At 74.0% G+C, this 14,046-nt stretch carries 14 protein-coding genes; 8 read left to right on the top strand and 6 right to left on the bottom strand.

The genetic code is table 11. The features are described from left to right. Positions 1-11 precede the first annotated feature (11 nt). A complete protein-coding gene (locus AGRA3207_RS38395) occupies positions 12-512 on the bottom strand; it encodes an HAD domain-containing protein (protein ID WP_231332273.1) in 501 nt (166 codons plus the stop codon). Positions 513-599: 87 nt separating this feature from the next. Here AGRA3207_RS38395 and AGRA3207_RS38390 point away from each other — a divergent pair, with 87 nt between their 5' ends. Together AGRA3207_RS38390 and AGRA3207_RS38385 are read left to right on the top strand one after the other, a co-directional pair. Further along, entirely contained in the window at positions 600-1,454 is an 855-nt protein-coding gene (locus tag AGRA3207_RS38390) for a class II glutamine amidotransferase (RefSeq protein ID WP_231332272.1), read from the top strand. 75 nt (positions 1,455-1,529) lie between these two features. Then, the gene (locus AGRA3207_RS38385) at positions 1,530-2,342 is read left to right on the top strand and encodes a PIG-L family deacetylase (RefSeq protein ID WP_231332271.1); all 813 of its coding nucleotides are present in this window, start codon (positions 1,530-1,532) and stop codon (positions 2,340-2,342) included. Here AGRA3207_RS38385 and AGRA3207_RS38380 read toward each other — a convergent pair. The 3 genes from AGRA3207_RS38380 to AGRA3207_RS38370 form a co-directional block, all read right to left on the bottom strand. After that, positions 2,335-3,486 carry an ARPP-2 domain-containing protein gene (locus AGRA3207_RS38380; RefSeq protein ID WP_231332270.1) on the bottom strand — a complete coding sequence of 384 codons (1,152 nt, stop codon included), beginning with the start codon at positions 3,484-3,486 and terminating at the stop codon, positions 2,335-2,337. The genes AGRA3207_RS38385 and AGRA3207_RS38380 overlap by 8 nt on opposite strands. Continuing rightward, positions 3,486-4,910, bottom strand: coding sequence for a hypothetical protein (locus AGRA3207_RS38375; RefSeq protein WP_231332269.1), 1,425 nt, complete (start codon positions 4,908-4,910; stop codon positions 3,486-3,488). The genes AGRA3207_RS38380 and AGRA3207_RS38375 overlap by 1 nt, the downstream gene beginning before the upstream one ends. Before the next feature lie 168 nt (positions 4,911-5,078). Next, positions 5,079-5,441, bottom strand: a complete 363-nt coding sequence (locus AGRA3207_RS38370) for a VOC family protein (RefSeq protein ID WP_231332268.1) — start codon at positions 5,439-5,441, stop codon at positions 5,079-5,081. A gap of 168 nt (positions 5,442-5,609) precedes the next feature. Between AGRA3207_RS38370 and AGRA3207_RS38365 the strand changes: the two genes are divergently transcribed. Further along, on the top strand, positions 5,610-6,674 hold the full coding sequence (locus tag AGRA3207_RS38365) for a phosphotransferase family protein (RefSeq protein WP_338028246.1): 1,065 nt from the start codon (positions 5,610-5,612) through the stop codon (positions 6,672-6,674). Positions 6,675-6,741: 67 nt separating this feature from the next. Then, on the top strand, positions 6,742-7,251 hold the full coding sequence (locus tag AGRA3207_RS38360) for a GNAT family N-acetyltransferase (protein WP_231332267.1): 510 nt from the start codon (positions 6,742-6,744) through the stop codon (positions 7,249-7,251). Positions 7,252-7,417: 166 nt separating this feature from the next. Here AGRA3207_RS38360 and mctP read toward each other — a convergent pair whose 3' ends face one another. Further along, positions 7,418-9,052: a monocarboxylate uptake permease MctP gene (mctP, locus tag AGRA3207_RS38355; protein ID WP_231332266.1), complete on the bottom strand. Its 1,635-nt coding sequence runs from the start codon at positions 9,050-9,052 to the stop codon at positions 7,418-7,420. Then, positions 9,049-9,279 (bottom strand): DUF3311 domain-containing protein, encoded by a 231-nt coding sequence (locus tag AGRA3207_RS38350; RefSeq protein ID WP_231332265.1) that lies wholly within the window; start codon positions 9,277-9,279, stop codon positions 9,049-9,051. Before AGRA3207_RS38350 ends, mctP begins: the two co-directional genes overlap by 4 nt. Positions 9,280-9,449: 170 nt before the next feature. Between AGRA3207_RS38350 and AGRA3207_RS38345 the strand changes: the two genes are divergently transcribed. The 4 genes from AGRA3207_RS38345 to AGRA3207_RS38330 all read left to right on the top strand — a co-directional run bounded on the left by AGRA3207_RS38345 (position 9,450) and on the right by AGRA3207_RS38330 (position 13,994). Beyond that, positions 9,450-10,400 (top strand): TIGR03621 family F420-dependent LLM class oxidoreductase, encoded by a 951-nt coding sequence (locus AGRA3207_RS38345; RefSeq protein WP_231332264.1) that lies wholly within the window; start codon positions 9,450-9,452, stop codon positions 10,398-10,400. A gap of 315 nt (positions 10,401-10,715) precedes the next feature. Beyond that, complete coding sequence (locus AGRA3207_RS38340) at positions 10,716-11,471, top strand: SDR family NAD(P)-dependent oxidoreductase (RefSeq protein WP_231332263.1); 756 nt, start codon at positions 10,716-10,718, stop codon at positions 11,469-11,471. Positions 11,472-11,490: 19 nt separating this feature from the next. Continuing rightward, positions 11,491-13,134: a thiamine pyrophosphate-binding protein gene (locus tag AGRA3207_RS38335; RefSeq protein ID WP_231332262.1), complete on the top strand. Its 1,644-nt coding sequence runs from the start codon at positions 11,491-11,493 to the stop codon at positions 13,132-13,134. 62 nt (positions 13,135-13,196) lie between these two features. Next, positions 13,197-13,994: an IclR family transcriptional regulator gene (locus AGRA3207_RS38330; RefSeq protein ID WP_231332261.1), complete on the top strand. Its 798-nt coding sequence runs from the start codon at positions 13,197-13,199 to the stop codon at positions 13,992-13,994. Positions 13,995-14,046: the final 52 nt, after the last annotated feature.

Here is a 14,046-nt window from a genome sequence, read left to right as displayed (position 1 = left end):
GCGCGTGGCGGTCAGCGGGCGAGCGCGTTCAGCCAGCCCGCCGCGAGTTCGAGGTGCCGGCCGGTCAGGCCGGTCAGCGGGTCGACCGCCACCAGCAGGTGGTCGGCGACGTCGGGCTCCCGGGCGATGCACTCGGTGGCGTCCGGCTCGTCCTCGAACCACACGAACGGGCGGCCCTCCGCCCAGGCCGCCACGTGCCGGGCCTTCCAGGAGCCGAGCGTGCGCCCCTCCCCCACACCGGGGAAGCGCGGGATCGGCACGTATGGCAGGTCCGGAAGGCCGATCCGGGGACCGATCCACTCGTTGGCGTTGTGGCACCAGTAGCTCGCCCACGCCAGTTCCGCGCCGGTGGACTCGGCCAGTTCCAGCAGCGAGGGCCCGTGCCCGGGGTCGAGCCACAGCCTGAACGTGATGCCGTTCGGCGAACAGCGGTGCCGGCGATACCCGCGGTGGGGCCTCTCGAAGGGATTGAGAACCCCGTCCACGTCGAGCAGAACCAGCGGCGACCCCATAACCGGACCGTACGGCATCGGCGGCCCGCCGTGGAAGACCGGGACGGATCAAGGGGTGACCGGGTCCCGGGAGGGCATCGTGCAGGTATGTGCCGACTCTTCGGGATGACCACCGGCGGCCCCCGCGTCCGCGCCACGTTCTGGCTGCTGGACGCACCGGACAGCCTCCGCGACCAGAGCCGCCGGATGCCCGACGGGACGGGCCTCGGCTGGTTCTCGCTGGGCGAGGAGCCCGTCCGCGACCGGGCCCCCATCGCCGCGTTCCGGGACACCGACTTCGGCGCCGAGGCCAGGCACGTCCTCTCGCACACGTTCGTCTCCCATGTCCGGTACGCCTCGACGGGGGCGCCCGACGTCCACAACTCCCATCCGTTCGTCATGGACGACCGGCTGTTCGCCCACAACGGCGTGGTCCGGGGCCTGGACACGCTCGGCTCGTGGCTCACCGACGTGGACCGCGCGCCCGTCCGGGGGCAGACCGACTCCGAGCTCGTCTGCGCCTACGTCACCGCGGAGGCCCGCAGGCGGGGCGACACCACGGAGGGGCTGGTCGCGGCCGTCCGGCGCATCGCCGCCGAGCTGCCGCTGTTCGCCCTCAACCTCGTGCTGGCCGAGTCGAGGAGGCTCTGGGCACTGCGCTATCCCGCGACGCACGAGCTCTGGGTGCTCACGCCCCGGCTGCCCGGGCCGGACGCGGACCGGCATCTGACCGCCGGGCATGAGCCCGGCCGGGTGAAGGTGCGGGGGCACCGGGAGGCGACGCCCGCCTGCGTGGTGGCCAGCGAGCGCATGGACGACGATCCCGGGTGGCGGCTCCTCGACCCGGGCGAGCTGCTCGTCGTGGACGGGCTGGCCGTGGAGTCCAGGTTCCCCTTCGACGAGCCGGCGCATCCGCTCACCCCGGCGGAGCTGTCGGCGGCCGAGTCCTCCTCGCAGACCTGACCGGCTCCCCGGCCGCCCCGTCCGCGAGCACGTAAAGTGGACGGCTGGACGAGCGCCCCGAGGAGTCCCGGAGCAATGGAGCACGAACTCACGCTGATGGCGGTCCACGCCCACCCCGACGACGAGGTGCTCGGGACGGGCGGGCTGCTCGCGCGCTGCGCCGCCGAGGGCATCCGCACCGTCCTGGTGACCTGCACCAACGGCGAGCAGGGCGACGACTCGGGCGGCCTGAAGCCCGGCGATCCCGGCCACGACGCGGCCGCGGTGGCGCGGCGGCGCATCGCCGAGCTGCGCGAGTCGGCCGCCCACCTCGGTATCGACGAGGTCGAGCTGCTGGGCTACCCGGACTCCGGGATGGCCGGCTGGTCCGCGAACGAGGCGCCCGGGGCGTTCGCGAACGTCCCGCAGGAGGAGTCCGCGGGCCGGCTCGCCACGCTGATGGAGCGGTACCGGCCGCAGGTCGTCGTCACCTACGACGAGAACGGCGGCTACGGGCATCCCGACCACATCCAGGCCCACCGCATCGCCGTGTCCGCCGCCGAGGGCACCGGCATCCCCGACAAGCTGTATTACACGGCGATCCCGCGCTCGGGCATCAAGCAGATGACCGAGTACGTCGCGGAGGCCGGCCTTGAAATCGACTTCGACCCGCCCGACGACTTCGGCACCCCCGACGAGCTGATCACCAGCGTCGTGGACGTGTCCGCGCACGTCGGCGCCAAGCTGAAGGCCCTGCAGGCGCACGCGAGCCAGGGCGAGAACATCTTCCTGCTGCGGCTCCCGGAGGAGGTCCAGTTCATGGCCTTCTCCAGCGAGTCGTTCGTCCGGCGGTGGACCCGCGTCGAGGCGCCCGCCCGTGAGGACGACCTGTTCGCCGGTCTCAGGTGACGCCCTCGCGCCGGGCCTGCGCCCGGTAGTGGTCCAGGACGTCCTGGCGCAGCAGGTGGCCGAACCCGGAGCGTTCGAGCCGCAGCGCCAGGGCGGCCTCGCCGACGCCCAGGGACGCGGCCGTGTCCGCGAGCCGCCAGCCGTGCCGGGCGAGCTGCTTGAGCAGGTGGCCGCGCCGGACCTGGCCGTCGGAGAGCCGGAACGTCTTCATGTAGGCGAGCCGGCCCTCCTCGTCGACGATGGCCTCGCCGATGTGGTTCTCCCGGCGCAGCCCGAACGACGGCATGAAGCGCGCCAGCTCGAAGCCGTTCAGGAACTGCACGACCTGGCGGGACCCGTCGGGGTCGCGCAGCCCCCCGGCCATGGTCCCGTCGTGGAAGTCGGCCCACGCGTCCCGTGCCCGCGCGGCGGCGGCGCGCAGGTCGGCGAGCGAGCGGATCCCCCCGCCGTCGATGCCCGCCGACAGGTCGCCCGCGGGCGCCCCCAGAAGCCCGTACATGTAGATCAGCTCGCCGAAGAGGTCTTCGACCAGTGTCGGGTGCAGCGCCCGGTAGTCGTCCTGGTGCGGGGTCACGAACGCGCCGGCCAGGGCGTCGGCCACGTAGACCAGCACTCCGCACTGCCCGGGATGGATCTCGAAGATCCGCAGCGCGTCCTCCAGGCCGCGCACCTCCGAGCCGAGGTAGGTTTCCTCGCAGCGCGGCGACAGGCCCCGCGCGACCGCCCGCCGCGACCATTCCTCCCAGACGATCTCCGGGCCGCCGAAGTGCAGCGCGAGGTAACCCTCGACCGCCAGGTGCAGCGGCAGGAAGCGGAGCCGGTCCTTGCCCGCCTTGCGCGCCATGCGCCGGGTGGTGCGGACGGGCATACGCGGCGGCGCGGGCCGGGTGTCCCTCTCCAGCAGCCGGGTCCCGTACGAGGCCGCCGGGAGCCGGTCGTCCTCGCTCCACGTGGCGACGAAGGCGTGCGGGACGTAGGCGGTGTAGACGGTTCCGTCGCCGACCTCGACCACGGAGACCGGCTGCTCGTAGACCCTGCGGTGCAGGCGCAGGTGCGGGACGGGCTCCTCGCGCAGCAGCGGGACGAGCCGGATCGCGTTCCACACCTGCGCGGGCCCTGTCGTCAGCCCGTCCGGGCGGAACATCACGCGGTCACCTCCAGGAAGCGGGCCGTCTGGGCGTCCAGATGCGCCCGCAGCGCGTCCAGGCCCAGCCGCCCTTCGGCGAACCGGGCCAGCTCGACCAGGGTGGCGAGGTCCTCCGCGTCGCGGATCCCGGCGGCCGGCACCGACGGGGCCAGCCGCCGCACGTCGAAGTCGTCGGCGTCGTACACCGGGTTGAGGTGGGCGATCATGACCCGGCGGGCGGGGTCGAGCCGCGTCCGCCAGATCCGCAGGACGTCGGCGGCGAGGCCCGGCGGGGCGTTGTCCCAGCCGTCGGAGATGATGATCAGGCGCTCCGGCGCGGTGCCGAGCGCGTCCAGGATCCGCTCGCCGAGCGGCGTCGGCCCGTACGGGTACAGCAGCAGCTCATCGGCCCGGCCGGACGTCCACAGCGGCGTGTACTCCGCGGCGAGGCTCTCCAGCAGAAAGGACGCGGCCAGCGCCACCGCGAGGGGACGGCGTCGCTTCTGCCCCGAGCCGGTGGCGGAGTAGCTGTCGTCCAGGACGGCGGTGACCCTCCCCCACGATCCGGCGGCCGCCCCCGCGGCCCGGCCCGCGGCGGTGCGCAGCGCGGCGGTCAGCTCGGCGCGGCGCGCGGCCCGGTCGTCCAGCGGCAGGGAGAGCACGTACGAGGCCAGCCGCGTCAGGGGCATGGCGCCCAGATCCGCCGCGACGGCGTCCACCCCGGCCTTCCGGGCGCCCTCCTGGTGGCGGAGGCGCTCCAGACGCGTCATCTGCGGCTCGATGCGCTCCAGGAAGACCTCGCGGGGTATCTCGTGCTTGGCCGCGAAGCCCTCCGCGACCGTGAACGGCAGCCCGTAGAGGGCGGCCTGCTCGTAGTGCGCACGCCGCCACCGCTCGAAGATCGGCGTCCGGAACGACCTCACGCCGTGCGGCGCGAACAGGAACGGGCCCAGCTCCCCGTCCAGCGGCAGGTGCGCGTGCCGCACCGCCGACTTGACGGCGCCGCGGTACTTGACCGCGTCGAACGCCGGGTCGCGGCGCCCGGCCAGCCAGTCGCGGACGATCGCGCGGGTGCGCCGGTTGTTGACGCCGAGCCGGCGCAGCTCGCGGAACACCCGGTACACGCGGTGCTGTGGCAGCAGTTCCAGCCGCCGCGCGATCAGCCGTCCCTCATGCCGCCGGCGCTCCACACCGACGTCGCCCGCGTGCGCCAGCAGGTTCAGCACGATGAGGGCGGCGTTGTGGTCGTTGATCCGCAGCGCCAGCGCCGCCGCGTACAGCTCGCGGTAGTTCGCCAGCGTGTACCGGTGGAGGAAGTCGAGCGAGAGCCGCTGCCCGCCTTCTCGGTGGCGGAACTCCCGCTGCCCGGTGGAGGTGATCGCCGCGTTGACGAACATCAGCGCGTCCTCGCACGCGATCAGGTCGGCGAACGTCTCGCTCATGGCATCCCGCGGTCGGCCGGAGGGGGTCGGGGTGCCGGCCGGGGAATGGGGGCGCGAACGGCGAATCGTCGCTTGACAGGCGGGTTCCGGAAGTCGCACCGGAGTCCCGCGGCCGGCCCCGGCACCGTAACACCGGAAGAGGGCCGGCTTCCCCTCGATATCCGCGGTTCAGGGGCGGTAGGTCCCGAAGTACCACTCGTTGCCGTCCTGGTCGCGGGCGGCGTAGTCGCGGGAGCCGTAGTCCTGGTCGGTGAGCTCCCGGAAGATCTCGGCGCCCGCGGCCTTCGCCCGGTCGTGGTGCGCGTCGGGGTCGTCGACGGCCACGTAGACCGCCGACGTGCCGGGCTCGCCGTTGCCGAACATGAAGATCCCGGTGTCGTAGCGCATCTCGGCGTGCACGACCTTCCCGGTCTCGTCCCGGTGCGCCTCCAGCGGGGTGAAGCCGAAGGCCCTCTCCAGCCACGCCATGGACGCGGCGGGATCGGCGCAGTTGATCAGCGGGTAGAAGGTCCTGCGGATCTCACTGGTCATGTCGTCCTCCCTGGTCATCGCGGTTGACATGCCCAGGCTGCCGCCCTTCGACGCCATCGTCTTGGACGAATGGGAACCCGCCGGGCGCGGCCCGGCGCCCTTTCCTGGGTAGGTAAGGGCAGCACAGAGCGTCACTCTCCGGCGCCTCTCCAGGGAAGGGACCCGCCCGTGCAGCCTGAGCAGATCGACGCCGCGCTCGTGGACTTCGCCGTCCTGGCCGCGTGGATGGACGGGCAGGGCCTTCCCGGCGGGCCGTTCGAGGACGTCGCGCCGCTGACCGGCGGGACGCAGAACACCCTGGTCCGCTTCCGCAGGGGCGGCCGCGGGTACGTGCTCCGCCGCGGTCCGCGGCACCTGCGCGCCAGGACCAACGACGTGATGCGCCGCGAGGCCCGCGTGCTCGCGGCCCTCGGCGGCACCGACGTCCCCGCGCCGCGGCTGATCGCCGCGTGCCCGGACGAGGACGTGATGGGCGGCGCGGTCTTCTACCTGATGACGCCGGTCGACGGCTTCAACGGCTCGGTGACCCTGCCGGACCTGCACCGGGGGGACGCCTCCGTCCGGCGCGAGATGGGGCTGAACGCGGCGCGCGCCCTCGCGGCGCTCGCGGCGGTGGACCACGAGGCGGCGGGCCTCGCCGGCTTCGGCAGGCCGGAGGGGTTCCTGGAGCGCCAGGTGCGCCGCTGGACGTCGGAGCTGGAGTCCTACGGCGTCCTCGACGGGTACGCGGGCCCGGAGATCCCCGGCGTGGACGAGGTGGCCGCGTGGCTGGACGCGCACCGTCCCGCGATGTGGCGGCCCGGCATCATGCACGGCGACTATCACCTGGCGAACCTGATGTACTCCTATGGCGGCCCGGAGGTCGCGGCGATCGTCGACTGGGAGATGTGCACCATCGGCGACCCGCTGCTGGACCTCGGCTGGCTGCTGGCCACCTGGCCGGACCACGGCGGTCCCGGCGCCGCCCTCGCGGGGCCCCTGGGCGCGGCCGGCGGGCTGCCCTCGCCGGACGACCTCGTCGCGGCCTACGCGGCGCGGCCGGACGCGGTCGCCGGACGCGACCTGTCGTCGGTCACCTGGTACGCGGTGCTGGCCTGCTTCAAGCTCGGCATCGTCCTGGAGGGCACCCACGCCCGGGCGTGCGCCGGGAAGGCCCCGAAGGAGACCGGCGACCTGCTGCACGGCATCACGCTCGCGCTTCTGCGCCGCGCGCGGGCGCTCATCGCCGCGTGACGGGCCTGCGTCCCGTCTCGCGGCGGGGATCGGCCTCTGCGAGGATCGATGCGCACGAGGAGGCGCGATGGAGTTCCGCAGGGGCGGCACGGAGGACGTGCCGGTGATCTTGGCGATGCTGGACGGCGCCGTGGAGTGGCTCGTGGCGAACGGGCGCGCGGGCCAGTGGGGCACCGAGCCCTGGTCCGCCGATCCGCGCCGGGTGGAGCGGATCTCCGGCATCGCCCGTTCCGACGAGATCTGGGTGGCGGAGGTGGACGGGCGGCCCGCGGGGATCATGGCCCTCTCGGCGGAGCCGCCGTCCTATGTCGCGGCGATCGACGAGCCGGAGCTGTACATCACGCTGCTGCTCACCGACCGCGCGTTCGCCGGGCACGGGGTGGGCCGCGCGCTGCTCGGCAAGGCGCGGGACGAGGCGCGCGCAAGGGGCGTCGATTTGGTCCGCGTCGACTGCTACGGCGGCGGGGACGGGCGGCTCGTCGAGTACTACCGCCGTAACGGCTTCGAGCCCGTGGCGGAGTTCACGGTCGGCGAATGGCCGGGACGGCTGCTGTCCCAGCGGGTCGGCGCGCCCTGACGTGCGGCCCGTCCCGCGCCCGGCGCCCGGGGCCTTGCGGAACCGGGCGCCGGGGCGCAGCCTTGAAGGTGACCGGTGGCACCGGGGCAGACGGTGACGCCCTTACGCCGCACGGACGGCGACCGAGCCGCTCGCCCCGGTCCACCGGTCGACGGCGTCCCGGGCCTCAGGCCGGACGGCCTGCGAGCGGGCGGCCCGGATCATCGGGGGCCGCGGGCGCGCCGTCCGCGTCCGCCGTGTAGTCGTCCTCGCTCGTCTCGTCCTCCCCGGCGTCGACGCCGGCCGCGCGCAGCGCCGCGGTGGCCGCCACGGCGACGAGCATGTTCAGCACGAACGCGGTCAGCGCGATGTAGCCGGTGTGGCCGGCGAGCGGGATGCCGGCGAGCGGCGAGCCGAAGTGCTCCTGGGTGGGCGAGGACGTGCCGTAGGCGGTGATCGTCCCGTACGCCATCCCGGCCGCCCAGCCCGCGAGCAGCCCCCAGCGGTGCAGCCACCGCGTGTACAGGCCGATGCCGATGGACGGGAAGGTCTGCACGACCCAGATCCCGCCGAGCAGCTGCAGGTTGATCGCCAGCGACTTGTCGAAGCCGAGGACGAACACCAGCGCCCCCAGCTTGACCAGCAGCGACACCAGCTGCGAGACCCGCGTCTCCTCCTCGGGGGCCGCACCGGGGCGGATGAACGCGCTGTAGACGTTGCGGGTGAACAGGTTGGAGGCGGCGATCGACATGATCGCCGCGGGCACCAGGGCGCCGACGCCGATCGCGGCGAACGCGATCCCGGCGAACCAGCTCGGGAAGAGCCGGTCGAACAGCTCGGGCACCGCGAGCTGCGGGTTGCCCGCCCGCCGCACGGCCGCTGCGGTGCCCGGATGCGCCAGCGCCATGTAGCCGAGGAGCGCGAGCAGCCCCAGCAGCAGCGAGTACGCGGGCAGCAGCGCCGCGTTCCGCCTGATCACGTCACGGCGCCCGGCGGCGAGCGCGCCGGTCACGCTGTGCGGGTAGATGAACAGCGCCAGCGACGAGCCGAGCGCCAGCGTCCCGTACGCCCAGTGCGTCATGTCGGTGGTGAACAGCGAGCCGGCGGGCCTTCCGGTCGCCGGGTTCGGCGTGGCCAGCGCCGTGCCGGCCTTGTCGAAGACGCCGTCCCACCCGCCGAGCCTCGTCGGGATGTAGACGACCGCGACGATGATCACCAGGTAGATCATCGCGTCCTTGACGAACGCGATGAGCGCGGGCGCCCGCAGCCCCGAGGTGAAGGTGTAGGCGGCCAGGAGCGCGAACGCGAGGAACAGCGGCAGGTCCTTGGCCCGGCCGGAGCCGGAGACCCCCATGACGGTGAGGACCGCCTGGATGCCGACGAGCTGCAGGGCGATGTAGGGCATCATCGCCAGGATCCCGGTGAGCGCCACGGCGAGCCCGAGGGACCTCGACCCGTAGCGCCCGCGGACGAAGTCGGCGGCGGTCACGTACCCGTGCCGGTGCGCGACCGACCACAGACGCGGTCCGATCAGGAAGACGAGGGGATAGGCGATCGCCCCGTACGGCACCGCCCAGAAGCCCATCGCGCCCCCGGCGAACACCGCGGCGGGGACGGCGATGAAGGTGTAGGCGCTGTAGAGGTCGCCGCCCAGCAGGAACCAGGTGACGAACGTGCCGAAGCCCCGTCCGCCGAGGCCCCACTCGTCCAGATGCATGATCGTCTGCCCGCGCCGCCAGCGGGCCGCCGCGAAGCCCACGACGGTCACGACGGCGAAGAAGAAGACGAAGATCGTGAGCTCGACTCCGTCGGCGTCCCTCATCGGGCGTCACCCCGCTTGCGGGTGAGCAGGTGGGCGGCGCCGACGCAGAACGCGGTCAGCACCACCCACAGCAGCTGCCACCAGTAGAAGAACGGGAAGCCCGCCAGGCGCGGGCCGTCCTTGGCGTAGCTCGGCACGGCCAGGTAGACGGCGAACGGGGCGATCAGCAGCACAGCGGCCGCGATCCTTCTCGCCGGGGACGTGCGGGCGGGGGACGATTCACTCACGTGTGACCTCCGGGGCCGGGGGAACGAACGGCCAGGGCGATGGCGCCCCCGGCAAGTCTGCGATCGCCGCCCGGCGGAGGCCAGCCCCGACGCCGTGTCACCCCGGGGTCCCCGAACGCGGTGTCGGATCCCTGCCAGCGGCCGTGCTGCCCGGGCGCCATGCTCGTCCCATGGACGAACACAGGCGGCCGTTCCGCTTCGGGGTCGTGGGCGAGTCGATCCGCTCGGCGGACGACCTGATCGCGACGGCCCGGCGCGCCGAGCGGCTCGGCTATGCCACGCTGACGCTGCGGGACCACGTCGTGGCCGAGCCCTTCGGCGACCAGCTCGCACCGCTGATCGCGCTCGCGGCCGCCGCCGGGGCGACGAGCACCCTGGGGCTGGGGACGATGGTCCTGTCCAACGACTTCCGGCACCCGGTGGTCCTCGCCAAGGAGGCCGCGACCCTCGACCACGTGTCCGGCGGACGCTTCGAGCTGGGCGTCGGCGCCGGCTGGCTGCGCGAGGAGTACAGGCGGGCCGGGATGCCGTTCGACGAGGCCGGGACGAGGGTGGGGCGGCTGGAGGAGTCCCTCCGCGTGCTGCGGGGCCTGCTGTCAGGTGAGGAGACGGCCTTCGCCGGCGAGCATTACCGCGTCGACGGGCTGACGGTGTTCCCGTGCCCCGGGCGGCGCCTCCCGATCGTGGTCGGGGCCGGGAGCAGGCGCATGCTCGGCATCGGCGGGAGGCTCGCCGACACCGTGGGCGTCCTGCCGCGCGCGCTCCCCGACGGGATGATCTCCGACGAGATCTCCGAGCGGCTGCCGGGCACCATCGCCCGCAAGGTCGGCCGGGTCCGCGAGGCTGCCGCCGGACGCGACGTCGAGCTGAGCATGCTGGTGTCCCCGGCGTTCGGCCCCGATCCCCGCGCCGCGGCGGCGCGGACGGCGGTGCTGCGGGGATGGGGCGCCTCGGCGGCGGAGCTCGTCCTGGACATGCCGTCCCAGTTCGTCGGCCCGCCCGAGCACATGGCCGAGCAGATGTCCGCGCGGCGCGAACGGTACGGCTTCAGCTACTACCTCGTCCCGGACGGGCACATGGAGCGGTTCGCCCCGGTCGTCGAGTCACTGGCGGGCCGCTGAAGGTTGCGGCGCACCCGGCGCCGTTGAGGGAGACCGCCGCCCCGCCGGGGCGGGGCGGGGCGGCGGCCGGGGTGGGCGGTCTCGCGTACGCGCGGCGTCCCGGCGAGGGCCCCGCCGGGGGCCCGGCGGTGGAGGCGGGTCCGCCGCGACGCGGAGGACGCCTCCATCCCCTTCCCCGTGGGGGCTGAGGCGTGCGGCCGGGAAACAGCCATGCGGCGAGCATGTGACCTGCGCCACGTCACCACAAGGGTCCTGTTCCGGTGAATGAAAACGGTGCCTTGTCGCTATCGCGTGCGCGGCCCCACGCTGACCTCCATGAGCGAGACGCCGTCGGGGAACGCAGATCAGAGGGTCGCCCTCGTCACCGGTGCCGCGGGAGGACTGGGGCGCGAGTTCGCGGTCGCCCTGGCCGAGCGGGGGTACCGGGTGGCGGGGCTCGACCTGGCCGACATGTCGGAGACCGCGGAGCTGATCGGCGATGGCCGGTTCCATCCGCTGCGCGCGGACGTGACGGACCCGGACGAGGTGGAGGCCGCCGTCGAGGAGGCCGCCGGCCGCTTCGGGGGCCTCCACATCGTGGTCAACAACGCCGGGATCTATCCGCCGCTCCCCTTCGAGAAGACGACGCTGGAGGACTGGCGCCGGATCATGCGGGTGAACCTGGACGGGCCGTTCCTCGTGACACGGGCCGCCCTCCCCCACATGCAGGCCGCGGGCTGGGGACGGGTGGTGAACATCGTCTCGGCGGTGGTGTTCCTCGGGCCCCCCGACCTCGTCGCCTACACCACGTCGAAGGCCGGGCTGGTCGGGTTCACCCGGGCGCTGGCCAGCGCGGTCGGCGGGGACGGGATCACCGTGAACGCGATCTCGCCGGGCCTGACCCGCACCGAGACCGCCGCGCGCACGACCGGCGCGGACGGCGGGTTCGAGCGGGTCCGCAACCTCCAGGTCGTCCCGCGCGTCGAGGAGCCCGCCGACCTCTTGTCCACGCTGCTGTACGTGTGCGACGAGGGCAGCGGATTCCTCACCGGCCAGACGATCAACGTCGACGGCGGATCAGCCAAGCACTGAAGGGCAGGAAGACGAGAACATGAGGCCGATCGAGGCGCTGCTGGAGATCATCCGGGACGAGGGCGTGACCCGGATCTTCGGCAACCCCGGCACGACCGAGCTCCCGCTGATGGACGCGCTGGTGGAGGCGCCCGACCTGGAGTACGTCCTCGGGCTCCAGGAGGGGTCCGTCGTCGCCATGGCCGACGGGTACGCACGCGCGTCACGGCGCCCGGCGTTCGTCAGCCTGCACGTGGCGGCGGGCGTCGCCAACGGGCTGATCGGGATGCTGAACGCGCTGCGTTCGCGGACCCCCCTGGTCATCGTGGCGGGCCAGCAGGACCGCCGCCACCTCATCCAGGACCCGATGCTGTCGGGCGACCTGGTGGGCCTGGCGTCGGCGGCGACCAAGCTCGCCATCGAGGTCCAGCACGCCCGCGACCTGCCGATCGTGCTGCGGCGCGCGTTCGCGCTCGCCGCGCGGCCCCCCGCGGGGCCGGTGCTGGTGTCGGTCCCGATGGACCTCCTTGAGGAGGACACGGACGTGACGGTCCCGGCGCGGTCCCCGGTGTCCGGCCCGGGCCCGGCCGCGGCCGGCGCCGCGGACGCCGCGGCGCTGCTGGCCTCCGCCGAGCGCCCCGTGGTGATCGCGGGCGACGCGGTGGGGCGGACGGGCTCCGTGCAGGCACTGGTCGCGGTGGCCGAGCGCCTCGGCGCGACCGTCTACCACCAGCCGATGAACGACGGGATCGACTTCCCCGGCGGGCACCCGCTGTACGCGGGCATGCTGCCGCCCCGCAACGCCGTGATACGCCAGACGCTGGCGGCGCACGACGTCGCCCTCATCGTCGGGTGCCACGCGTTCATGCCGCACCACTACACGCCCGGGCCGGCCGTCCCGGACGGGCTGGAGATCGTCCAGGTGGACGAGGACCCGGCGGAGATCGGCCGCAACTTCGCCGTCCGGCACGGGCTGACGGGCGACCTGGGCGGGACGCTCCGGGCCCTCGCCGACCAGCTGGACGGGCGGGTGCCGTCCGCCCGGGAGCGCGCCGAGCGGATCGGCGCGATCACGGCCAGGACCAGGGCCGAGGCGGAGTCGGCGGCCCGCGACGCCTACGGCCCGGCGCCGATGGACCCGCGAGCGGCCGCCCACGCCGTCGCCGACGGGCTCCCCGACGACGCGGTCGTCGTCGAGGAGGCGATCACGGCGGGGCTGGCGCTGCGGGCCGTCCTGCGGCAGGACCGGCCGGGCTCCTACGTGCACGCCGTCGGCGGCGGCCTCGGCTGGGGCATCGGAGCTGCGGTCGGCACCCGCCTGGGGGACCCCGGCCGCCCGGTGGTCGCGGTGCTCGGCGACGGATGCGCGATGTTCGGCCTCCAGGGCCTGTGGAGCGCGTCCCGCTACCAGGTGCCCGTCGCGTTCGTCGTCATGAACAACGGCGAGTACCGCACCCTGAAGAACACCCTCGACGAGAGCAAGGGCGCCTCGGCGGAACACGGCCGGTACGTGGGGATGGACCTCGCGCCACCCGCGCTGGACTGGCAGAGCGCCGCCCGCGTCTTCGGGATGGACGCGCTCCGGGCCGGGTCGGCGGCCGAGCTGCGGGACGCGGTGGCCTCGGTGAAGGACCTCACCGCTCCGCTGCTCATCGAGGCGCCGATCACCGGCCACGGCCGATGAGCAGGGCCGTCGCCCGATTCCCCGCACTTGCGGGCGGCCCCGATCACGGGAACCATCGGGGGATGGACACACGGTCGCCGGACGAGGAGCCGCCACGGTCGGTGCTGGCGCGCGGGCTCAGCCTCCTGGACGCCTTCGGCTCCGCCGAAACCGAGCTCAACCTCACCGAGCTGGCGGCGCGGACGGGGCTGCCCAAGCCGACCGCGCACCGGCTGCTGGGCGAGCTGGTCCGGTGGGGCGGCGTGGAGCGGACGGCGTCCGGCTACCGGCTGAGCATGCGGCTGTTCGTCCTCGGGCAGCGCGCGCCCAGGCCGCGCGGGCTCCGCGAGGCGGCCCTCCCCTACCTGGAGGACCTCTACGAGGCGACCCACGAGAACATCCACCTGGCCGTCCTGGACGGGAACGACACCCTGTTCCTGGAGAAGGTGAGCGGGCGCCGGTCCATGCCGATCGTGTCCCGCGTCGGCGGGCGCCTGCCCGCCTACTGCACCGCGACGGGGAAGCTGTTCCTCGCGCTGGGGCCGCCCCAGCGGCTGGAGCGGGTGCTGGCCGCCGGGCTCGTCCACTACACGCCGCACACGATCGTCATGCCGGGCCTGCTCCAGCGGGAGCTGGCCCGGACGGTCAGCCGCGGCTACGCCGTCAACCGCGAGGAGTCGGAGGCCGGGGTGTCGGCCGTGGCCGCGCCCGTCCTGGACCACCGCCGCCGCGTGATCGCCGCGATCTCCATCACCGGCAACGTCTGCCGCCTTGACCTGGACCGGCTCGCCCCCGCCGTGCGGACGGCGGCGATGGGGCTGTCGCGGGAGCTGGCGCGCGAACCGGCGACGGCGCCCTTTCCCTTTCTGCCGCGTCTTTGAGCGCCCGGGGGCCGCGGCGGGGAATCCCGGCCGTCCGAGAATGGATCATGAT

The sequence above is a fragment of the Actinomadura graeca genome (genome assembly GCF_019175365.1).
Taxonomy (GTDB): Bacteria; Actinomycetota; Actinomycetes; order Streptosporangiales; family Streptosporangiaceae; genus Spirillospora; species Spirillospora graeca.
The sequence above is the reverse complement of the archived record's forward strand: the minus strand, read 5'-3'. Positions and strand labels throughout refer to the sequence as shown.

Bases quoted from the DNA above. Each gene is read 5' to 3' on its own strand.
- AGRA3207_RS38395 (WP_231332273.1), bottom strand. From the start codon at position 512: ATGGGGTCGCCGCTGGTTCTGCTCGACGTGGACGGGGTTCTCAATCCC.
- AGRA3207_RS38390 (WP_231332272.1), top strand. From the start codon at position 600: ATGTGCCGACTCTTCGGGATGACCACCGGCGGCCCCCGCGTCCGCGCC.
- AGRA3207_RS38385 (WP_231332271.1), top strand. From the start codon at position 1,530: ATGGAGCACGAACTCACGCTGATGGCGGTCCACGCCCACCCCGACGAC.
- AGRA3207_RS38380 (WP_231332270.1), bottom strand. From the start codon at position 3,486: ATGTTCCGCCCGGACGGGCTGACGACAGGGCCCGCGCAGGTGTGGAAC.
- AGRA3207_RS38375 (WP_231332269.1), bottom strand. From the start codon at position 4,910: ATGAGCGAGACGTTCGCCGACCTGATCGCGTGCGAGGACGCGCTGATG.
- AGRA3207_RS38370 (WP_231332268.1), bottom strand. From the start codon at position 5,441: ATGACCAGTGAGATCCGCAGGACCTTCTACCCGCTGATCAACTGCGCC.
- AGRA3207_RS38360 (WP_231332267.1), top strand. From the start codon at position 6,742: ATGGAGTTCCGCAGGGGCGGCACGGAGGACGTGCCGGTGATCTTGGCG.
- mctP (WP_231332266.1), bottom strand. From the start codon at position 9,052: ATGAGGGACGCCGACGGAGTCGAGCTCACGATCTTCGTCTTCTTCTTC.
- AGRA3207_RS38345 (WP_231332264.1), top strand. From the start codon at position 9,450: ATGGACGAACACAGGCGGCCGTTCCGCTTCGGGGTCGTGGGCGAGTCG.
- AGRA3207_RS38340 (WP_231332263.1), top strand. From the start codon at position 10,716: ATGAGCGAGACGCCGTCGGGGAACGCAGATCAGAGGGTCGCCCTCGTC.
- AGRA3207_RS38335 (WP_231332262.1), top strand. From the start codon at position 11,491: ATGAGGCCGATCGAGGCGCTGCTGGAGATCATCCGGGACGAGGGCGTG.
- AGRA3207_RS38330 (WP_231332261.1), top strand. From the start codon at position 13,197: ATGGACACACGGTCGCCGGACGAGGAGCCGCCACGGTCGGTGCTGGCG.